We start from the raw sequence: 21,917 nt of genomic DNA, 5'->3' as shown, positions 1-21,917 counted from the left end.
GTCTTTCTATTCTCCGATAACTGGAAGAGAGAATTTGATAAACCGACCGGAATAGCACGGCCCTCAATCCGACCGTCCTCGGCAAGCTTGAAGTACCGGTTCATGATGGACTCCCCTTTCCTTGAGACAGTGACAGACAAGCCTCTCGTCTCGGAAATATTGCATCGTCCAGACTTGAATCGGAGAAATCCGTATCTGTCAAATCGGCCTCACGGAAATCCGCATTTGTCAGATCCGACTTCTGGAACCGGACACCTCGAAGAGTGGCTCCACGGAAGTTGGCTCCCCGCAAACAGGTCCTCACAAAGACGGCGCCATCCAAGTTAGCCCTTGTAAAATCGGCTTCCGCCAAGTCGCAGTCCGTAAAACGGACGCCTTCCACACCAGGAGGCGCCCAATCCGGTACCGGCATGCCCGCCTTCCCCTGCACACAGCGAAATATCGAAGCCTTCATGGAGGATCCGCTATATTTGGCCCCTTGGACGAGACTGTAGGCAAAATCGGCGCTATCCAATCGGCAGTCATTCCAAACCGTACCCAGCAGAAACCCTTCACCTAATCGGCTGCTCTTCAGATCGCAGTTCCGGAACGAGCTATAGCGAAAATCAAGCGCATGATAGTCACCGCTTGATAAATCAAAACCATAAAAATCCTCATATGTATATGCAGCCGAATCATTCTTCTCCTGAAGCCAAGCTCTCACTTCCTCCGAGTCCCGCTCATCCAATCGGAATATACATTCGCTATGGGAGAGATATTCTCCGACGCGCACCTCAAACACCGCTTCCTTCTTCAGCTCCTTGAACTCAGGCAGAGCAGCCGCCTCCATCCAAGAGCGGCAAATCAGATTTACAACAAAGCGATGGAAGTGCTCCGCTTCCAGGAGTCGAATCCGATCAAGCTGCGGCAAGGTGACCGCTCCGGAATAGTCGGTAGCTGCCCGTGTCAGTTCATCCATGAGGCGGTCCAAATAACAAAAAGCCCAGGAGGCATCATAGGTGTCCTCAACCGGGCGGGAATCGAACAACCACGAGGCGTCAGACGCTTGGACAAGATAACTGGCACGGCCATGCGCAATATTGGTTCTTAGCATGGAGTACGTAGGGCTTGCTGAACATATTGCCTTTTAGGCCACAGAGGCTGACGGCACAGATTCAGCAGCAGTCTGAAAATCGGCAAAAAGAGAACGCGCAGCTTGCGTTCGAGATTCATAACAAGCAGTTGCAGGGCAATGACCGTTTCGCTTGTCTCTCGAAGGCGTGCTCGAATACGCCCCAGTCCGTAGGAGCGTTTGCCTTCTCCGAATTTTCCTTCGATTGCGTTACGCATTGAAGCATCCTGTCTGGCCTGGTTCCGATCGGGTTCCGCTTCTTTCTTCGGACGCCCTAAGTTTGGACCACTCAAACGGATTCCATGCTCCTTACAATAGCGAAGGTTCTCCCGATTTCGGTAGATTTGGTCGGCTAGAATGGCTTCCGGATAACACCCATATCGCTGGACGAACGACTCCACGGAAGCTTTCAGTGTCATGCTTTCGTTGAAGTTATCCCAGGACAGCTTCTCCATCCGAGCGTAACCGTCCACCAGACTGATCGCCAGCTTTGCTCCAAACTCGACGGGAGCATTCACTTTCCCGCGGACAATCGGCCGTACATGCGGTTGGGAAAGACTGACGATTCGATCTTCCACCGAGTGTGTCCGTTTGTCGTACATCTCTTGCTGTTGACGATACAGCTCGGAAATGACGAGCAATTGCCGATACTGCTGCGAACCCAGTTGATTCAAGCTGCTTTTCGCTGCCAGCATTTCGATGATGCCAAGATTACGCGAAACATAACGAAGCTGTTTGCCAACCGCTTTCCGGATGGCTTTGGCACCCGTTCGCCGTTTCTTGGCGATCTCGAGGTAGCGTTTGCGGGCGGTTTGACGATACGTTCTCGGTTTCTTGGCCTTCCCGACGAAAGGCTCGTGCAGAACATCGATGATCGCTTCGAGTTTTTCCCGCGCCTCGTTCAATAATTTCAAATCGGTCGGATACGAGATGTCGGCCGGTGCGCAGGTCGCGTCGAGCATCAAGGTGCCTTTGTTGCATGGTTTCTCTTTGCTTTTGCCGTCTTCATTAACGGATGTTCCATCAGAGCCATGGCCGCTGCCTGGAGGATCTTGAGGATCGCTCTTGTTTTGTTCCTGCTTCTTTCGCTCTGCGTCCTCTTCCAAAATCCAATCGTTGATTTGTCCAATGACATCCGCACCCAATCGCTTGCGGAAATGGGTCAACAGCGAGTGATGGAACGGAGGCTTATCTTGGAACGCCGCAGCCCAAGGAAGTACTGGTAGTACGGATTTTCGGCGATCTGCTGGACCGTCTCTCGATCATCGAGCTGCATACGTTCCTGAATGTACAGCGCTCCCAAAGCCATACGAACAGACAAAGGGATCTGACCGCGCATTGATTTCTTGAACGACTTCGCGTAGAATTCTTCTGCCCGCCACCACGGGATGATAGCGGCCAGTTGAACCCAACGGTTCTCCTTATTTAATTTACCGCCAAACGGCAAGTAGAAATCTTCGAACAACTGAAGCTGGCTTTCGGTTCTACGATACATGTCGGCTCACTCCACGTGCACGATTTTTTGCAAGAAATTCGCATTTTCCTTGCATTTTATTTCGAGTTAGAGTCCAGAAATCCTTGTAAAACCTTTGAAAAATGATTGTTCAGCAAGCCCTAAGTAGCTGGGCTTACCCCATATCTAGATGACGCATTGGCCGCATCATGAAGGAACAGGCCCTTTTTTTCTACGTACACGATGGCTCAATATAAACCTCACAAAGCTGCATGTAACGACTCGTAACTGCCGAATGAAATGAACCGTCAGTTCCAGCAATCTGAAGCGAAACGCGTCGTTGTAAGCAACGTATGTCAAAGTCAAAAACAGATGACTTGTGTACTGGTTGATCTCTATAAGCTTAAGCGCAGGCACGAAAAAAGGATGCCCCCTGGTTACGTGCCTTTGTCTCTGTCCAAGTTCAGTTATTCCATACGGATCGCGGCAGCGAGTTCAAAAACAAGTTGAGCGATGAGACGCTTACTACGTTCCAGATTAAGCATGAAAGGGTCCCCTTTTGATTAACAGCCGTTACTGGAAAAAGGCGGAGGAAAACGAAGAGAACAAAAAACAGGTCAATCATGGTAGCCATAATCAACCTGTTTAACATGTAACCCTAAATTGTCATCCGAAGATGTCTTTGTATGGATACCACATGTGTTAAATGTCCTATTGCTAAAAAATGATTTCATTTTATATTGGTAGCCTTCAGTTCTAGGGCGTGTATGCAAACCTTAAGCCAACCAGATCATGGAAGAGGCCAGCTTTAAGAAGGCAACAAAAGTACAGGCCAATTTATCGTACCGAGTTGCCAGCCGACGATTATGTTTGAGTTTGTTGAACAGGCATTCGACCAGATGACGCTCTTTATACAACCACCAGTCGGTTGTACGTTGGATCGTGCGATTCTTCTTACTGGGAATGACGGAATGGGCCAGTTTCTCTTCCAAAAGCGCAATGATTTTATCGGTATCGTATCCGCGATCCGCCAAAACATGTTTACCTTGTATGTCTTGGGTTTGCAGGATCTCATAACCCGTTACACAATCATTGATGTTGCCTGCGGTTACTTCGAAGCGTAGCGGATTGCCAAGGCCGTCTACAACGGCATGAATCTTGCTGGTTAATCCTCCGCGTGATCGTCCGATGGCTTGGAATTGCTGCCCCCTTTTGCCCCCGCGCCGTGTTGGTGAACACGAACGATGGAAGCATCGAGCATAACACTTTCGTCATCGGGATTGGCAGCCAGAACGTCTAGCATTCGATCAAAGATGCCTGCTTTCTCCCAGCGGCGGAAACGACTGTAGACACTGCTCCAGGAGCCATAATGCTCTGGCAAGTCTCGCCAAGGCGCACCAGAACGAATCACCCAAAGCATGGCATTGAACATTTTTCGGTTATCGATTGCCGGACGTCCACCCTGTGGTTTCCGTTCCGGTGGCAAGAGGTCTTTGAGTCGTTCCCATTGGTCATCTCGTATCTCATATCGTCTTCTCATAGGATAAGTTTACCAGATATTTGGCTATTTCGATAGTTTGCGTACACGCCCTAGGGCTCTTTTTAGTGATTTAGTCCCAATTTTTACGCTCTAAATAATTCTTTATTCTTTCTTTATCTTCAGGATGCTTCTGAAGGTACTTCTCACTGTATAAGACCACATATTTACAAAACTCATTATGATTCATAACTGTCATTACGTCCTCATCGTAAGCAGACGGTTCTCCGATAAAACATACTTTATTATCTCCAATGTAATATTCTTCCCATGATTCATGGTAGATTGAGAATTGTACAAAAAAAGTGCCTAATCCATACCCATGACTTTCACTAAAATCATCAAGTGCATGTAATTCTTCCCTGCTAAATTGGATGATTTCCCCCTCACTCTACTGCTGGTGAGGAGCTTCAAATCTTGGTGTAATCTGCTATAATCAAGTTCTCTGATTAGGAAATACACTTTAACTAACACCCTATTAAAAAGCACCTATGAAGAGTCGAGATTAATTGGTATTGAAACTCTCCAATAATCTTTTAATTTGATTTTTTAACTGGTTCTTTTCTTCTGGAAGCAGTTGATCCTTTGTATCATCAACATCGAAACCTTTTATTTCTGCCACGATTTCATTGGGTACCGTCAAATTGTGCTTTACGAGGTTCTCTCCTAAGCTCGTATACACTATTATTTTCTCACTGAGAGTATTCTCACAATCTCGTCTAAAACGACTTAAGAGATTTGTTGTAATTTTCTCTGCGTCTAGTGCAGCGCTATTGATACGTAGAAAGTATTGATTTACCTCATTTATCATCTCATCATAAAACCATCTTGCAAAACGACAGGTATCTGATGGTTTTCTTTTAATATTTTCTAAAACATCATTGTATCTAGACTGTAAATCATTAAATTGCTCTGTGGTAAGATTCTGTTCTTGTTTAATTAACTCAAAATTTATATAACTTAAATTTTCTAGTAAACTGTCTCTTGTACTAACTAATACCCTCAATTGTTCAGAAACAATTAGTTGGCCATATGTAATAAGAATAATCGCTTTCTCTGTTTCACTACGAGACATTAATCCCTCAAAATCATACAAAGTTCTTGCAATTGACTCTACCGTACTAAAATTATCTTCTTTTTTGTAGTCTTCATAACATTCATAAATCTCAGCAATATACTCTTCATATGATTTTTTCATTATTTATCCTCCTCTAATATGGTTCAATCATTTTCCCATTATTATGAACTATTTCGATGGTTATATAACGATATTTTTTCGCAAATTTACTAATAACTAAATTACAACTACCACATGTATCTTTTTCTGTAAACATTTTAACTGTACCCCTGGTTCTCTATTACCCTTTAGCATGTTGTCAATATCATTAAGAATTTTATACTCCGTATCCATGTCCCTAAGAATAATATCACCTTTACCCTCATTCAAAGCAGCCTTGGAAGCAGGGAGTGAAGGTTTTTCTGGAGCTAAAGAAAATTTTTCAGCTCCGGGGATTCTTTTGCTTGGATCACTTATTTTACTGTGGGCGAAGAAATCAGACTGTTCGAGTCCTTCAATTTCAACTTTAGCATATCCGAAATTCCCTTATATTTCCCAGATAAACCAGATCTAGCAACTGCAACTTTATCAACAAGATACTTCTCTGTCTCAAGATTGATAGGTCTGGTAGGGGCCCAATTATGATAGATTATTTCTCCCGTTTTTGGATTTATTGGTCTCATTTCATCAGTAATATTACCACCCTTACCAACTTTATCGACCCCTTCATATCGGAATGCTTCCCGGCTCTTCTGTTCCTGAGCTTTGTACTGCTCTCTCGTTATTGTTCGTTCACCAGGCTGTGGCTTATAGCCTCTAGTTTCTAATCCTTTACGTGCCTTCAATGGAGCTTCTCGTATGACATTCTCCTGCATCGCCTGCTTCAAACCTGTTATAATCTGGTTTGGCTTTAGTTGGCTTGTATATTGCCGGGCAGTGGTGAGGACTTTTCCCCACATTATACCTAATCCTCCACCTATTCCGCCAAATAACCCGCCAAATGCGCCACCCCAAAATGCAGCTTGGAGCAGTTCAGGCCCACTCGACTTATTTTGAATAAGAGAGATTGAAGTACTGTGAAATGATCCTGTTACATCGGTACTAGATGTCGTTGGATTAACCATAAATACCGTACTATGTTAATAATTATGTAATGAATTATACAACAGCGAACTCTTACTGGAACGCTCCCTGCTCCCTGATAAAGAACGTGCTCGTATCTCGCCCCATTGACACGCTCTAACTACAGGAAGGCGAGAAGTAAATCTCATATACCTTCAAGAAAAGGAAGATAACAAAAAACAGGTCGATCATGGTAATTTCTGACCATAATCGACCTATCTAACGTAACGGATTGGGCGTTATTTAGGGTATAAAATTTACGCATTGATGTGCGTACAAATGAAATGGAGAAGTCTTTATAGAGTCTTATATGGGTTACATCTATTCTTGGTTAAATTATTGGTTTATTCGTAACTGGATAGCCCCATAACACAAAAATTAGTAGTGCGCCCAAAAATTATAAGAAACCTATTTCATATGGGAATAAATATTGATCCCAGTAACTATCCTCCACTAGTGCATTTGGCTCTATTTTCATGAATTTCTCTTTCATTCTTTCAACAGCCGCACTCATTTCATCTTCTTCATAAGCCTTTACTTTATAAAATTCCGAACGACAAATTTGTTCAAAAATTAGAAAGTTACGAATTGATGAGTTAATATAGACTAAATTAGACTTTTTAGTTGTAAAAACTTCTTCACTTTCGCAGTTGATATAGATGTAGATGTCTACATCCGCGAATTTCCCAATGATTGTATATTTTTCACCATCTATTAATACCTCCTTAAAATCATTACTTTCATAAAAGGTATGATAGACGCCATTTTGTTTCAATATTTCTTCATTAGGCAAGCCAACCTCAACCAAAAAAGACACCGTTTCTTCTAACAGATTAAATTTTTGCAGTTCCTTTTCACTGTATTTTATAAATTTATTCTCCCAAAAGTCCTTAATATCTTTATTAGATATCATTATTATCACCTCTTTTTTATTGCTCATATTTTTTAAATTGTTCCTTGATGTCTTTAAGTAACTGTTTCTTACTTTCAATAGCCTGTTCTTTAGTAGAGAAAGGATAGGAAAAAGATTTCTCAGCCTTTGGATAATACTTGTTTACTAATTCGGAACAGTTATGACCAGCAAGATCACAAAAATCTCTTTCTGAATATATTCTTTTAACTTGAGAAGGATCAATTCCTTCGCTTTGGAGATAATCATGTATTACTTTTTCTGAATGACGCCCTTCAACGAATTTCCCATCTACTACTTTCCCCTCACTGCTAGCTACTTTATAAGCTAATTTCCCATTGTTATCGATATATTCAAATATAGCATAATTCTTAGCACTCTTATCTCCTCTAGCTATTCTTTCCTCGATAGTTTTTCTTGATAGATCACTTTCCCCATACTTAACTTTTGTAACAATTTTACCCGTCCCCTTACCACTCTGTTCACGCAAAGCTTCCCTGCTCTTCTGTTCCTGAGCTTTGTACTGCTCTCTCGTTATTGTTCGTTCACCAGGCTGTGGCTTATAGCCCCTGGTCTCTAATCCTTTACGTGCCTTCAATGGAGCTTCTCGTATGACATTCTCCTGCATCGCCTGCTTCAAACCTGTTATAATTTGGTTTGGCTTTAGTTGGCTTGTATATTGTCGGGCAGTGGTGAGGACCTTTCCCCACATTATACCTAATCCTCCACCTATTCCGCCAAATAACCCGCCAAATGCGCCACCCCAAAATGCAGCTTGGAGCAGTTCAGGCCCACTCGACTTATTTTGAATAAGAGAGATTGAGTGCTGTGAAGAGATCCTGCTACGGCGATGGTCACCGTCGTTGGCTTAGCTATAAATTCAACACTATGTTAAGAATTATGGAGTAACTGATTTATACAACAGCGAAATCTCACGGGAACGCTCCCTGATAAATAAAGAACGTGCTCGTAGCAGTATGTAGTCTTTAAATACAAAAAGCTCATTCATACCCTAAATATTCAGGTTAGAATAAGCCTTTGAAAGTTTGTCAATCGAGTTTGAAATTTTTTAATGTTTGGTTTGTGGTTGTTATATTTTTAATTATTCTGCCGGGAAAACCTCACTTTACGTAAACTAGTACATCTATAAACTTCAAAAAGAAAGAAATGATCTAAGATCCTTTGCTTTTTAAGTCAGAAATAATCTCAGTAATTCCACTTGTGATTGCATAACCAATAACCTCTGAATAAGTATTAAATGAAGAAGTTTCTATTATGGAATCAAGTAAATTTTTGAACTTACCTTCAACCATAATTCTAACTCCCTTTACTAATTCTCCAGTATCACCATTTTGCAAATCATCTTCAACAATTATAAAATTGTCCATAATTATCTCTCCTATTTTATGGTCTTATTAATTCCCCTAGCTAGGGCATTTGCTATAAGATTTGTATATCCGTCATAGGATTTTTCGTTTTGAAGTATTGTGTCTAACACTTGTTTAAAATACCCATCTACAACTACAGTAACCCCTTTTACAACTTCTCCTGAGTTTTCATTTAAAAATTCATCTTCAAATATTTGCAACTGGTTCTTCAAATAAACTCATCCTTTCACTTTCTTTTGGCATTCTCCGGAATTACTTTCTTTGCATCTTTCTCAAAAATCCCCTTCCAATCAGTTGGAACAAAATACTCATAAGATCCGGGTTCTTTAAAAAAAGAGTAAAAATTTTTATTATCAAAATCTAAATAAAACGAGGTTTCAACTTCGGAATTCACTCCATCCAAATATACCTCAGAATATAAATTGAAGTACTCAATCAATTCTGTATAGCTTACTTCAAAGTCTTTCATAGCTTCTTGAAATTGACTTATGTTTTTTTCAGATAGTATTTCGCATCCCACACGTTCTTCATAATCAGCCTCTGTTTCAGTTACTTTAGGTTGATTGAATTTTCTTCGGAAGGCGTTCTCTAATTGTAGCAAGTCCATAATCCATAATTCTTTTTCACTTACATACCAAGTATATTTTTCTTCATGTTTCACTAAAACTACGACCGTATCAGGAAAATTTGGTTCTACTTTCAAAGCTGTAACACCCCCTACTTAAGTATTTTAGCATTTTTAGCAAGTTCTTCGATCCAATCAATCCAGATAGGTGGCAGCTCGAGAGACAATCCGGGCTGATGAGGGTCAACTATTTTAGGCGCTGTTCTACCTTGATTTAAAGGGTTCGTTCTATAATATTTCTGAGGAATTGCATACTCTTTTATCATATCATGGAACCAACTATCAACTTCAAACTCAATAATGTAAGATCCTTCCCCTTTTTTTTGCATGAAATATTCTGCATGTTCTGCTGTTTCAGCACTTACGTTTAAATTGCTTTTTTTAGTGACTACTGAAATAGTTCCGTCATCATTTACAATCATTCTTTCAAAGCTGCCATGTTCGCCCTTAGTTTGCACTCTGTAGTACTTTACAATATTTACATCTTCAGATACACTATCACGCGAATAGCCCCTAGTTTCTAATCCTTTACGTGCCTTCAATGGAGCTTCTCGTATGACATTCTCCTGCATCGCCTGCTTCAAGCCAGTTATAATTTGGCTTGGCTTCAGTTGGCTTGTATATTGCCGGGCAGTGGTGAGGACCTTTCCCCACATTATACCTAATCCCCCACCTATTCCGCCAAATAATCCGCCAAATGCGCCACCCCAAAATGCAGCTTGGAGCAGTTCAGGCCCACTCGACTTATTTTGAATAAGAGAGATTGAAGCACTGTGAAATGATCCTGTTACAGCGCCCCTCACCGCCGTCTGCGATATTTTTTGGGCGTTACTCGGACTGAGAATCTTTTCCAACGGTTTGGAAATCAGATTTTGTGCAAGCTGTCCCCCTTTGGTATTAGCAAGCGAGTTGCCAACCTTATTCGACACTGTGAATAAGTTTTGCGTATTCGTCCCCATTCCGGCTGGATTGACGATGACGCCTGAAACTCCGCCTAAAACATCTGCGGCTATGTCTGCTATTTCATTCCCTGTCGTCGGCTGATCGACTACAGGCGGTCCTACCATAGAGGCGGCGGTATAACTGAAACGATTTACAAACCTTCCTGGGTCTGTATCATAAAGAAACCAATCCATACCTTCCGCAAAAGGATCGGCAATATTTTCTTTCATGAATTTTAAGAATTCATTGGTCGGTTGTATCGCTTCACGCGCTCTTCTATTTTTTTCGCGTTGAGTCAATTTTTCTTCCTTCACCGGCAGGGCAGCCATCTGTTTTTTCCACTCGTTCAAGGCCTCAATATCCCCATTGGCGCCGCGCATCAATAGGGATTCAGACATCATATTGCTAGGGTTCATCTTACCCAAAATATCAGATGTAAGCTTATTAACGCCTGCTTCGTAAGGATTAAAATCCCGACCGATAAAAGGGACGCTGGCAGCTAAGGATAAAGCAGCTCCTTGCGTGCTTCCGCGCATGGCGGTTATCCCCGTGTTTACAGCGTTGGCAGCCAATCCAACGGCCGGTATCATTCCGGCCAAGCTGAGGGCAGTTTGAACACCATCCATCACCGTGTTAAGCAGACCTTTCGTGGGAGAACCACCTGCAACTTGAGAGGACCCGTTAAACGCATCGATAGACATTAACGGCGGTTCGGGGACAGGTTCCAAATCTGCCACGAAGACAGGGGACTTCACCAAGCCAGCCAAATTCAATGCAGGAGCATAGATGTCCGCCTCTCCATCCAGAACAATACTGCTTTGATTGCACTGCAGAAAAATGCCCTCCTGCGCTTGAATCCCTAACCTTTGATCCGCTCTGAATTCCAAATCACTCTTGGAAGCTATCGAAACCGTATGCCCGCTCTCGATATGAACTCCATCTCCATCATCCAACTTAATAAAGATGTTATTTTCTCTGGCTGTGAAGGTCAGATCCGTTGTTCCAAGCTTCAATCCCTTGCCATGTTTTGTGCTCCAACCCTTTACCTCCGGATTCTGCACCTGTGACGCGCCTTGCCCCCTACTCACAGAGCCAATTGCAACGGCTTCTTCCTCACTGCTGCTTGGAAAGTAGATCTGGACTGTATCTCCCAACTCAGGCATACAATAAAAACCGCTGTTCCCCTCTGCCGAGTACATCGATTCATACCGAATCCAACATGCCTCTTCCTTGTTCTGCTCGCTGTCAATAGTAAGGTGGACTCGCACGGTGTCCTTATCTACATCAATTACTTTACCTTCCAATGCGGAGCCAGACAAATATTCATTATCGTGCTGATTTTGACGTATTGAAAATTCCGGAGAAAGGAGATAACTCATTGTTACGACGCCATCCTTCAGTTGAGCTACCGACTCAACCACAGTCAGCTCTTTTCCTTGGAACTGTACAATATCCCCAATGGAATAATGTTGATTGGTTACTACGGTATAGCTTATTTCTGAGTAACCTTGTACCTTGGGATTACCGTTTTCATCGCACTGTCGGTACTCCTCTAACGTTTTTCTAACATGATATGAGGTCTTATCAAGTATCCAACGTTTGCCCTCTGGCACCCCAAACCATAGTTTGGGCGCGTCTGCCGTCGCTTCCGGTATAATAACGGCTTCAAAGCGTGAAGCCATTCTTTTGAGAAACATCCAGTCCGTTTCTTGATATTGTATTGTAAATTGTCCTAATCGAGCAGAGCCTGTGGCGTTATCAATATAATCCCCGCCTGAATATTCTGATAATATTTGTTTAAACATCGCGTGATAGGGCATCTTTTGATGTTGAAATGATCGGCTTTTCTTTTTTAGATCCATTTTAATAGAATGAGAGATTCCTTCTAGCTCTAAGTGATAGATTCCCCTTACACTTCGAAAAGAGATATCCGACACGAGACCATGAAAGAGTATTCGGTGCCTATCGCCATTATCATCTACATCTTGAATCACGATGGTGTCAGAACTGCTCGCTAGATCAATATAACGATCTTTCTGTTCCTCTGCAACGAGTCCGGAAATGAATACTCGGGCGTGATCGTTAGCCTTCTTTACAATCCGCAATTCGGTAATGCGTTGGATATCGCACGGGAAAATAACCCGTATGCTCCCAAAGCCGGTCTTCTCTTTTATCCCACTCACCGTATCCCCCCTCGCCATAGCATGGAGCTATTCTAGGTTCTGTCCGTCATTTTCAATTTGTATCAGACCGCAATGAATGCATCGGGTAGTGCAAGTATTCAACAAAGCTGGCTCATTCTCGACAAGAACGTCACTCTTGCCATTGAGCCAGGGCATGTTAATAAGCGGGATGCATGGCGCTTTCTTTACCCCGAACACATCTACCAACGAACTATTCTGGACAGCAGGATTGTCAGGGCTAGAGCAATTACCGAAATGAATAATATTTACGCCGGGCTTGTAATCCTTGATATTCATTTGTGCTTTATTCTTGATATAGACACCATGGCTCAAGGGTGTTTTCAGCCTTGTAGGTTGGGTTCCAAAACTGCATTTTAAAATAGCTCCCGCCACTACGTAACTTTTCTTATCCCCTGAACCGCTCTTCAGTTGCCCATTATTATTCTCCTGCATCATAACCACTCCTCGTATAGTATTTCCTAAAGGCAGTTTTGAGTCTTTTTCCAGTCCTTTATAGGAACATAGAATGCCTTCAAAATTTCCAGCTTGCACATTGAAAATTAATATGGGGACTGGACTTTCCGGAATGTCTCCGGACAATGGAACTTAGGGTTCCATTCGGGGAAATTCGTTTCACTCCTGTAGTCCAATCTACTTTTTAAGTCTGTTTCTCCGGTACTCGCTTGCACTTCTTACCCGCTGGCTGTTCCCTTCGGCAACTCATGCCCGACTGTAGCAGCGTCGGGGCAGCTCATGAACCGAAGCGTGTTCTCATATGCGAGGGTGATTGATCGGCGAGTCCGCCGGAGACAGTCCGGAGAGTCCGTTCCCTGAATCCCTTATAGAAAGGAGGAATTCTCTTGAAGCTTTTTGTCGGTATTGACGTCAGTTCCGAAGAACTGGAAGCCTGTTTGATGAAATCGGATGGCGACACCCTGGAGACCTTCAAGACCACCAACAATCTGCACGGCGCCTCTTACTTGCGGGATCGCATCATTTCTGCTGCGGTCAAGACAGCCTGCTCTGAGGTTCATATCGGGCTTGAAGCCACATCCGTCTACAGCTGGCATCCAGCCATGTACTTGCATGAGGATGAGGCCCTTCAACAATTGAATGCCAAGGTGTTCACCATTAATCCGAAGCTGATTAACAAATTCAAAGACGCTTATGCCGACCTGGACAAAACCGATCGCATCGATGCCTGGATCATTGCAGACCGCCTGCGTTTTGGCAGACTCACGACGACTATCGTGATGCAGGAACAGTACATCGCCTTGCAGCGGCTCACTCGCATGCGATTCCATCTCGTACACAACCTCACCCGCGAGAAGCAATACTTTTTGCAAAATCTGTTCTATAAGTGCAATGCTTTTCGCGCGGAAGTGGACAGTTCCGTGTTCGGCCATGCCATCATGGAAATGCTCTCGGAAAAGTATAGCCTGGATGAGATGGGGAATATGGATGTCGCCCATTTGGCTGACTATCTAAAGGACAAGGGGAGAAATCGTTTCCCCGATCCCGAACACGTCGCCCGCTGTATTCAAAAGGCGGCTCGGGCCTCGTACCGCCTCTCGAAGGTTGTCGAGGATTCCATTGATTTGGTGCTGGGCACCTCAATTCAGTCGATCCGGAGCATCCAGCGTCAGCTTAAAGAGCTCGACAAGGCGATTGAGCGCATTTTAGACGGCATTTCCAGCAGCCAGTGCCTCCGTTCCATTCCGGGCATTGATCGGGTCTATGCCGCAGGCATCCTGGCCGAGATCGGCGACATCGACCGCTTCACGGATCAAGCCGCCTTGGCCAAGTATGCGGGTCTGACGTGGCGCAAGCACCAATCCGGCTCCTTCGAGGCGGAAGATACAAAGCGCATTCGTTCCGGCAACCGATTCCTTCGCTATTACCTAGTTGAAGCTGCCAACTCGGTAAAAAACCGCGACCCGGAATTCGGGGAGTATTACCGGAAGAAATTCAATGAAGTCCCTAAGCATCAACACAAACGTGCCCTCGTCTTAACGGCAAGAAAACTTGTGCGTCTGGTCGATGTGCTGCTACGCAACGACCAACTCTATACGCCCAGAAGGAAGGTGAAGCCGACAGAGCAATAATGCCTTGGCTCAAGAATTTTCTTCTCTAATTCCCAGTTAAATTATGGTATTTTACTTAATTTTCGACTGGGTCTAGTTTGGTGATGCCTTTTTTGGGATTGATCCTGCTGCACGCCAAGGAAATTTTCCAATTCTCATAAATCAGGGACTTGACATCATACCGCTGGACTCAACTTCGTTCTCCACCTTGCGAAGCTTGATTCCGGAATAGCTCCTGCGGAGTATGCTTTCCGCTACCGCTAAATTGACAAAAGTATATTTTTCCCGAATCCCCTTGATTTGGAATATTGGTCGGGAAGCTTTACGGTTATCAATCACTAATCGTTTTAGTGTTCCATCTTTGAGAAATTCGGTTTTCAAGGATAGGCAATCGATACGAGGGGGAGCGATAATCCAATAAACATCTTGACGAAGTTTCTTCATATCCGCCAGAACAAGAGGAGCTACTTTTACATCCGGTGCAATTTTGGTTAGAAGTTGTTTCAAACTATCCGATACTAGCGGAATAGGCCTTTCAATCCAGTCTACATACTCAACACTGTCCTGGCTCTTAATTGGGATTTGGAGGTTAATATTTTCCAAATTGTGAGTTAACCCTTCCCCGCTCATTTCATTGGCGACTGCTTCGGAAATGCCTATTGGTTCCACTCTTCCTCGAATTCGATCATCGGCAGACATTATAAAATAGCGCATTCCCTGCCTCCTCTCGACACATCATGTTCTCCATATAATGTCTTTTCGCTGATTATCATCTAACAGGACTACATCCGCTTGCTCTAGAGAGAACATTGCTCCTGTCAAATCGGCTCCCTTAAAATTGACATTATCCAATTGGGCATGTGTAAACTGAGCCCCTCGTAACGAAGCTCCTTCAAAGTTCGCTCCTGTCAAATTGGCACCCGAAAAGTTAACTCCCAAGAAACCCGGCTTGTTCCAGGAAGAATTAGGCCTGCCGCTATTGCCTTCCGTGAAACTGAACAACGCCCCAACTAAATGACATTCACCAAAATCGGCACCTTGAATAAGAGAATGCGAAAAATCTGACTGTTCCAACCAGCAGCCGCTCCACCTCGTTCCAACCAAAACTGCCGCCTCAAAACTGCTAAATGACAAATTACAGTTGTTAAATGAAGAGAACCGAAAATCAATCTCTGAATAATCACCCTTGGATAAATCAAGCTCGAGAATAGCGGCGTAAGCATATTCATACTCGTTTTTTTCTTCAAGCCATGCCTTTACGACTTCCGGGTCAGGAATGTAAGTGTTTTCTTTGTAGACTACTTCACTTATATCCAAGTACTCTCCCACTCTTACTTCAAATAGATCTTCCTTCTCCAGCTCAACAAATTCAGGCAAAGCGGCAGCTTGCGGCATCGCGTATCGTATTAAACTAATGACGTAATCATGAAAGTGAACGGACTCTCTGAGTACATGCCTTTCGAGTTCAACGGGTGTAATGGCTCCCATATAATTGCGGCTTCCCTGTACCAACTCGTATTCCAGTCTGTCTAAGTAGCGGAATGCCCATTCCGCGTCGTACTTAGAGCGGCATGGATTTCGGTCAAATACCCATGACGAATCGGTCGCTTCTACGAGGTAGGTAGACCGTCCTTCCGCTATTTGCGTCCTCAACATAGAAAAGGTAATATGTCCGATTTTCCCTTTTTTGCCCATAATCTGCTGGTCTTTGAGACGTAAACACAGGCTCTTAAAATACTGGACATAATCGCAACACAGTTCTTCCCTGTTCGCATGAAAAAACATCTCTAACTCAGACAAAACTTCTTGACGTTTCGGTTTAACAACCTGTTGGGTAAACATTCGTTCCGACTCCGCTTTGGCCACCTCGTCTCCCCTTTCTCCGAACGATGCGTCTAGTTTGTCTTCAATTCACTGCCCACAATGTTCGTATTTCCGCTTAAATGGATACTGCTGCTCTTACAGCTTAGGTTCAACTCCTGCCCTGCAGAGATGATGACCTTTTTCTGAGAGTCCATCATAATGTCTTCCTGAGCGCTTATCATGATATTCTTATTGCTAATGATATGAATCCCATTATTTTCATTCAGCTTGATATATATCGCTCCATCTTTCCCGGTAATCACAATCTCATCCGGGCTCATCTTCACTTCCTTGCCGGCTGCCGTTCGGAAATATTTGATGTTCGGGTTACCGACCTTATTCGTCTCCCCCTCTATCAAGTCTTGACGGATCGAACTGCTTGCCACACCCTCTTCTTCTTTCTCGCTTGGGAAATAAATGCGTACGGTGTCGCCAATCTCAGGCATGACATACCAGCCACTATGTCCTTCGGCTGTGTACACCGAAGTATAGGGGAACCAATGTGCCTCCCCTTTATCCTGCTTCTTATCAATGTCTAAGTGCACCTTAACTTTATCTTTGGCGACATCGATAACTTTCCCTTGAAGCGAAGCGCCTTTAATCTGCCGATTATAAAGGATCTTCTGCCGTAAACCTTTATGTAGACAAAGTACGTATTGATGCGTGAGCAGTCCGTTTTTCACTTCCGTCAGCGCTTCACATACGTATAAGCTCTTACCCTTGAATCCAATCCAACTGCCAAGCTCCAGAACCCTGTCAGTCTCCACTTCATAATAGATAAAGTCATTTTCATCCACATTGGGCGAATCATTCTCGGCAAAATACCGATAGGTGTTCATCCGCTTTCTGACCGTATAATGATAGTCTTCCAAGCGGGTTTGAGAGTTGCTCTCACAAATTCCAAAGTAGAACTTGGGACGATCGAATACTGCTGTTGGCATTAAGCTCGTATGAAAGCGAGACGCCATTCTCTTAAGGAACTGCCAGTCAGTCTCTTGATACTGGACCGTGAACCGTCCTAGTCTGGCATTGTCGGTAGCCTCATCCACCACATCCATACCCGGATAGTCCGATGCAATTTCATCCAGCAACATGGGGATCGTCACGGCCTTATTTTGAAAAGAACGGCTCTTTCTTTTTACATCCAGCTTATAAGAATGAGATACAGCCTCAACCTCAAGATAATAAATATCTCGCACAGCCTTAATCCCAATGTGGAGCACGATTCCGCTGAACAACGGTTTACTTTCGCCTTCCTCATTAATTTGGCTAAGCTCGATAGTTGTATCCGCATCCGTCATCTCCACATAGCTATCCTTCAATTCCTCTGGCACGATACCCGTGAACCTAAGCCGCGTATGTTCGTTAATTTTTTTCGTCAACTTCAACTCCTGCAAGTTGACAAGACGGTAGGGGGTTATCTGCAAATTCTGGTAAGTCAGAGCGGATTGACTCATTGTTGCGTCCTCCCTTCCTCCAATTCGCCGATGACGAGAGAATCCATGAGGCCTCGAGCAATCGGCTGCCAATGCTTCATTTCCTCTTCCGAGCAATTGAACGTGCAGAGCAGCGCCGTCTGCTCCAGTTCAGCAAAGAACATCAAATTATATACATTGACATTCAAGGAAGGAGCCAAAAATTCGCAATACCCTACTCGCTTCCCGTGAATATCTTTTACGCCGTCTTCATACCATTGCAAAATGGGCTGCATTCGCCGCAAAATATGAATCATGGAAACTGTAAATTCTTCGATTTCAGCTTCCATTACGTTATGTTCCGTATGGTTGAACGCGATATTGATCGAGGCGTTGTCGTTGGTATAAATCAATTCGGGCCTTCGTTCTGACGGATATTTCATTGCTGCAGCTTGAGGAGACATTTGGTGAAATGTCTTTGGCAGAAGTACACGGATTTTTCCATTTAGCAGCCGTTCTTCTGTGAACGGTATCGTTTCCCCGTTTATTTTCAACACAGCCTGATGGAAAAGAATAGGCTGATCCGATTGTGTTCCATTCTGCTTATCATCGGCTTGCTCTTTATTTTCTTGCTCTCCATACAACAGCGAAATGATCTGCTCATCTACGTGCTCCACGTCGCTTCTCCCTCCTTCGACTTCTGTTCGTTGGGGTCCCGGAACCGCCGCGTCAATCCACAATCACCCGCTGCCGCCCGCCTGGGCGCATGTCCGGCGCCATGGCCCGGCTGCTGCCCGCTTCGCTCAGCACCCGGCGGAGGCCGGCGTAGAGCCGCTCGTTGGTCAGCTCGCGGTAGCCGGTGCCGAGCCGCTGGCCGAGGTAATGCTGAATGACGTCCCGCTCCACCGCGCCGCCGTTCAGGCACAGCATGGCGAAGGCGGCGTCATGCGCATGCTCGACGCGGGTCTTCAGCAGCTCCTGCGCAAAGTATCGCAGGATGAAGGGCGACAAGGTGCTCTGCCCGATGCCCGCATGCGGCACATGGATGACATTCAGCGTGTTGAATTCGGTCGACAGGTCGGCGAAGCTCTGGTAATCGTCCCGCAGCCGGGCGCCTTCCTTCAGCTTGAAGCGGCCGAGCTCCATCTCGTTCGCCTTCACCTCGGCCGTGTCTTCGTCCAGCACGATCTCCCCCGGGAGCGTCGTGAAGTCGCTCGACGGCTGCTCCGCATGGAACCGGATCTTGAGCACGGTCTCCCTCCCGGTCGAGCGGTAAGGCAGCTCATGCTCCTGCTCCAGCATATAGATGAGGCCTCCATGCTTGACGATGCCTTTGCCGACCGTCAGGCTGCGGGGGCCGACCCGAACCTCGGTCCCGGCCAGCACCCCGCTCGAATAGGACTGGTAGGCGATGTCGACGAATTGCCGCGGGAAGTCCCGCAGATTCTCCAGCATGTCCGTCTTCAGAATCCGGCCCCGATGGAAATGCGGCACCTGATGTTTGAACAAGGCGCAGCCCTCCTTTCCGTTCTGTCTCGATTATTTCAAGCCGTCGAAGAAATCCAGCTCCGACAGATCATTCTCGAAGGCATAGAACTGCTTCGCGCCGATATAGAGCTGCTCGTTCAGCCGCGCGACCGGCATAGTCTCGAAGCCCCAGCTTCCGTCGCCGGCGAAGACGAACCATTTGGCCTCGCCGTTGGCGATCGAGTCCGTGTCATCCTGCGGAATCCGAACGCCGTATTCCGCGGCGATCTCCTCGTACCGCACCGGGCGGTACGCCGTGAAATCATTGGCGTAGACCGCGATATAGCGCAGCTGACCGTCCGCATTGCGGATGTTGAACTCGATCTCATGCGCGCCCAGCGGCCGCGAGATCGAGCCGCGCGCCTGATCCAGCCGTTCGTAGCTCGCGATCAGCAGCTTCTCCTGCCCGGTATGGGTCAGGGCGCTGACCGAGTACGGGACGATCGGCGCTTGATTCGTCAGTCGCGCTTCAATCAGCCCAGCCTTCCGGGCGCTCAGGTAGCGCAGCGCGCCGCGCAGGCAGGCCAGCTTCAGTTCCGTCACCTTGCCGGAATCATCCGCCTTCTGCCGGAACTCGATCGCCCGCCCGGGCACGAACTCCTTCAGCGCCTCCCGGAAAACGTCGATCCGGCAGGATTGGCCGGTCAGCTTGATGATGGAATAATCCTGCAGCCGGCCGTCGCGGAAAAACTCGTCCAGGAACTTATGCACAATCGCATAAATGTCGGCCCGAATGAGATGGTTGATCTCCTGAATGTTGAACACGACATCCGGCGGCTCGTGCACGTCCCGGAACTGCCCATTTTCCCGCAACGACAAACACCACCGATCCAGGACCGTCAGATGCAGATCCTGCTCCGCCCGGCTGCCGCGCCCGGAATCGAAGCGGCTCCGCAGAATGCCTGTCCGGCGGAAAAATTCCTTCTTCATCCCGTCCGCCATCTCCCACAGGACGTAGAAATTGTTCCGCACCCGATGATACTCATCCCGGGAGCGGTGCTCATATTCCTTATACCGGGTCGGAATGACGGCCTCCGCCTCGCGGTAAGCGGCGTCGAACGCCGCGTAGACCGCCTCCGACCCGAATTCATCCACATGACGGTACAGATCGGCCGCCGGAATGTCGATCAGCGAATCGATATCCGGCAACGTTCCGGCCGCCGCTCCGCCGCCGCGGCAATACCCGGCGAAGACGATTTTCATGAATTGCATGATCCGATATGTAATGTTGTTGCCGCCGAAGTTCGTATCCCCATTTTCATAGGATGTATGGATGTCCAGCTTGTAGGCGATGTGGCCGTCCTCGATGCGGAAGCGGCAGGAGGACAGATCGGTCGTCCCTCCGCCGCAGTCGATGACCAAGGCCTTGTATTCCTCCCCGTCGAGGAAGCGCTGCTGCTCTATCTGGTTGGCAATCGTGTTGTACAGCACGGCCAGTCCTTCGTCGAGCGCATCGTCAGACTCGATCCGGTATTCCGGCAAAATGTCGGCGAACATCTCGATGAACTGCTTCTTCAGCTTGACCGGGCCCGACAGATGCAGATGGCGGAAGCGGCATTTGAACTGATGCTCCGCCATGCGAATGACATGGAGCGTATAAGCCCGGATCAGCTCCTGCCGGCACACGGATGCCGCATTTCCCTGCGCATCCATCACATCTTCCCGCTTCTTGTAGTTGTTCACCCACCGCTTCATGCCATGGAAGACGGTGGCGCTGCCGCTGTAGCCGTTCCTTTTCCGGTCCCGCAGCGCATCGTAGCCGAAATGATAACGGATGCGCTCCGGATCGGAGCAATCCGCGACGCCGATGACGGTCGGAAGCACCTCGATCCAATCCGCATCCGCAGACGTCGTATCGGGGAACGCCACATAGTTGATCCGATCGAGGCGAATGCGTCCGCTCAGCACATCGTTCGTATTAGGCGAAGCGATATAGCCGCTGTCCAAATACGCTCCGGCCGTCGTATTCGAGGTGCCGAAATCGATCGCCAGGACGGCATCGGTCTCCTCCAGCTCGCGGATGTCCAGATCGGTCACCGGAATTTTGTAATAATACAGATGAGCCGGCGGGAGCAGCGTGTCGCGGTAATACGTTCGATACACGTACTCGGATACCGCCCGCGGGAAGAAGAGCAGGCTGTACTGGCGGTTCGCGGTCTTCTTCACCTCGGCCTCCTCGGCCATCGCCAAATAAAAGCTTCCCGGAGCCGAGCCGTCCTTCACCAGATTGAGAATGGCGCACAGCTCCAGATTTTCATTGACGAGCAGCACGTTCGATTCGGCCATCTCCGCCCCCGCTTCGACCCGGTAGCCGTCGAACCGATCCAGCTTCAAGCCGGAGTACAGCGTAATCTTCGCCGGAATTCGGATGCCTCCGGCATCGGGCAGCGGCGTGCCCAGATACTTTTTCATGGCCGCCTCGACCCGCTCGAATCCGCCCGGCCGGACGCCAGTGATGAGCAGACTCTCGTCTGCGCCCCGATATTTCATGATGGTCGCGATCAGTTCGTCCCGATCCAGCGTATGGATCAGCCCCTCGATCAGCTTCTCCCGCTGGCATATGTTCCGGAGCTGGAACGTCGTCATCTCCAACAGTTCCTCCCGGTGATATTGCGCCCGCTTCCGGGCATCCTCCCGGCGTCCCGGCTGCGTATACAGCTTGTACGAGTATCCGGCCATAAGTTACCTCTCCCTCCGGCT

The 21,917-nt window shown here is 46.5% G+C and carries 19 protein-coding genes and 2 pseudogenes; 1 reads left to right on the top strand and 20 read right to left on the bottom strand.

The genetic code is table 11. From position 1 onward, the window contains the following. Positions 1–100: 100 nt before the first annotated feature. From OCY70_RS08905 to OCY70_RS08845, 14 genes and pseudogenes are all read right to left on the bottom strand, one after another. Positions 101–1,093, bottom strand: a complete 993-nt coding sequence (locus OCY70_RS08905) for a pentapeptide repeat-containing protein (RefSeq protein ID WP_261944785.1) — start codon at positions 1,091–1,093, stop codon at positions 101–103. Next, positions 1,087–2,606: pseudogene (locus OCY70_RS08900) on the bottom strand (IS5 family transposase). Before OCY70_RS08900 ends, OCY70_RS08905 begins: the two are co-directional and overlap by 7 nt. Positions 2,607–3,340: 734 nt before the next feature. After that, a protein-coding gene (locus OCY70_RS08895; RefSeq protein ID WP_261944570.1) for an IS5 family transposase occupies positions 3,341–4,104 on the bottom strand; the annotation gives its coding sequence in 2 pieces (ribosomal slippage) (positions 3,341–3,783 and positions 3,783–4,104; 765 coding nt in all). A gap of 70 nt (positions 4,105–4,174) precedes the next feature. Then, positions 4,175–4,477 (bottom strand): ribonuclease toxin immunity protein CdiI, encoded by a 303-nt coding sequence (gene cdiI / locus OCY70_RS36080; protein WP_390905242.1) that lies wholly within the window; start codon positions 4,475–4,477, stop codon positions 4,175–4,177. Between the two features lie 129 nt (positions 4,478–4,606). After that, a complete protein-coding gene (locus OCY70_RS08890; protein WP_261944784.1) occupies positions 4,607–5,299 on the bottom strand; it encodes an Imm3 family immunity protein in 693 nt (230 codons plus the stop codon). 13 nt (positions 5,300–5,312) lie between these two features. Then, positions 5,313–5,677, bottom strand: a pseudogene (locus OCY70_RS08885) (deaminase domain-containing protein). Next, entirely contained in the window at positions 5,632–6,117 is a 486-nt protein-coding gene (locus tag OCY70_RS08880; RefSeq protein WP_261944783.1) for a hypothetical protein, read from the bottom strand. The pseudogene OCY70_RS08885 and the gene OCY70_RS08880 overlap by 46 nt, the downstream one beginning before the upstream one ends. Positions 6,118–6,677: 560 nt before the next feature. Next, a complete protein-coding gene (locus OCY70_RS08875; RefSeq protein ID WP_261944782.1) occupies positions 6,678–7,193 on the bottom strand; it encodes an SUKH-4 family immunity protein in 516 nt (171 codons plus the stop codon). A gap of 16 nt (positions 7,194–7,209) precedes the next feature. After that, positions 7,210–7,902, bottom strand: coding sequence for a nucleic acid/nucleotide deaminase domain-containing protein (locus OCY70_RS08870; RefSeq protein WP_261944781.1), 693 nt, complete (start codon positions 7,900–7,902; stop codon positions 7,210–7,212). A 460-nt stretch (positions 7,903–8,362) separates the two neighbouring features. Then, entirely contained in the window at positions 8,363–8,578 is a 216-nt protein-coding gene (locus tag OCY70_RS08865) for a hypothetical protein (RefSeq protein ID WP_261944780.1), read from the bottom strand. 11 nt (positions 8,579–8,589) lie between these two features. Next, entirely contained in the window at positions 8,590–8,790 is a 201-nt protein-coding gene (locus OCY70_RS08860) for a hypothetical protein (RefSeq protein WP_261944779.1), read from the bottom strand. Positions 8,791–8,804: 14 nt separating this feature from the next. Next, complete coding sequence (locus tag OCY70_RS08855) at positions 8,805–9,281, bottom strand: hypothetical protein (RefSeq protein ID WP_261944778.1); 477 nt, start codon at positions 9,279–9,281, stop codon at positions 8,805–8,807. A 14-nt stretch (positions 9,282–9,295) separates the two neighbouring features. Next, the gene (locus tag OCY70_RS08850; RefSeq protein ID WP_261944777.1) at positions 9,296–12,328 is read right to left on the bottom strand and encodes a phage baseplate assembly protein V; all 3,033 of its coding nucleotides are present in this window, start codon (positions 12,326–12,328) and stop codon (positions 9,296–9,298) included. A 27-nt stretch (positions 12,329–12,355) separates the two neighbouring features. Next, a complete protein-coding gene (locus tag OCY70_RS08845; protein WP_390905225.1) occupies positions 12,356–12,784 on the bottom strand; it encodes a DUF4280 domain-containing protein in 429 nt (142 codons plus the stop codon). A 404-nt stretch (positions 12,785–13,188) separates the two neighbouring features. Here OCY70_RS08845 and OCY70_RS08840 point away from each other — a divergent pair, with 404 nt between their 5' ends. Then, positions 13,189–14,433 (top strand): IS110 family transposase, encoded by a 1,245-nt coding sequence (locus OCY70_RS08840; protein ID WP_261944707.1) that lies wholly within the window; start codon positions 13,189–13,191, stop codon positions 14,431–14,433. 141 nt (positions 14,434–14,574) lie between these two features. On the opposite strand, the gene OCY70_RS08835 is transcribed toward OCY70_RS08840, so the two are convergent. Genes OCY70_RS08835 through OCY70_RS08810 form a run of 6 tightly spaced genes read right to left on the bottom strand, consistent with a single transcriptional unit; the run spans position 14,575 to position 21,896 of the window. After that, on the bottom strand, positions 14,575–15,126 hold the full coding sequence (locus OCY70_RS08835; protein ID WP_213427478.1) for a serine protease: 552 nt from the start codon (positions 15,124–15,126) through the stop codon (positions 14,575–14,577). 21 nt (positions 15,127–15,147) lie between these two features. Beyond that, entirely contained in the window at positions 15,148–16,278 is a 1,131-nt protein-coding gene (locus OCY70_RS08830) for a pentapeptide repeat-containing protein (RefSeq protein ID WP_261944776.1), read from the bottom strand. A 29-nt stretch (positions 16,279–16,307) separates the two neighbouring features. Further along, positions 16,308–17,732 (bottom strand): contractile injection system protein, VgrG/Pvc8 family, encoded by a 1,425-nt coding sequence (locus tag OCY70_RS08825; RefSeq protein WP_213427476.1) that lies wholly within the window; start codon positions 17,730–17,732, stop codon positions 16,308–16,310. Continuing rightward, positions 17,729–18,367, bottom strand: a complete 639-nt coding sequence (locus OCY70_RS08820) for a hypothetical protein (RefSeq protein ID WP_213427475.1) — start codon at positions 18,365–18,367, stop codon at positions 17,729–17,731. The genes OCY70_RS08825 and OCY70_RS08820 overlap by 4 nt, the downstream gene beginning before the upstream one ends. 52 nt (positions 18,368–18,419) lie before the next feature. Continuing rightward, the gene (locus OCY70_RS08815) at positions 18,420–19,199 is read right to left on the bottom strand and encodes a DNA and RNA helicase (RefSeq protein ID WP_213427474.1); all 780 of its coding nucleotides are present in this window, start codon (positions 19,197–19,199) and stop codon (positions 18,420–18,422) included. 30 nt (positions 19,200–19,229) lie between these two features. Continuing rightward, a complete protein-coding gene (locus OCY70_RS08810; protein ID WP_261944775.1) occupies positions 19,230–21,896 on the bottom strand; it encodes a molecular chaperone in 2,667 nt (888 codons plus the stop codon). Positions 21,897–21,917 lie beyond the last annotated feature (21 nt).

The sequence above is a fragment of the Paenibacillus melissococcoides genome (genome assembly GCA_944800085.1).
Taxonomy (GTDB): Bacteria; Bacillota; Bacilli; order Paenibacillales; family Paenibacillaceae; genus Paenibacillus_B; species Paenibacillus_B melissococcoides.
This window is presented reverse-complemented; position numbering and strand designations above follow the sequence as displayed.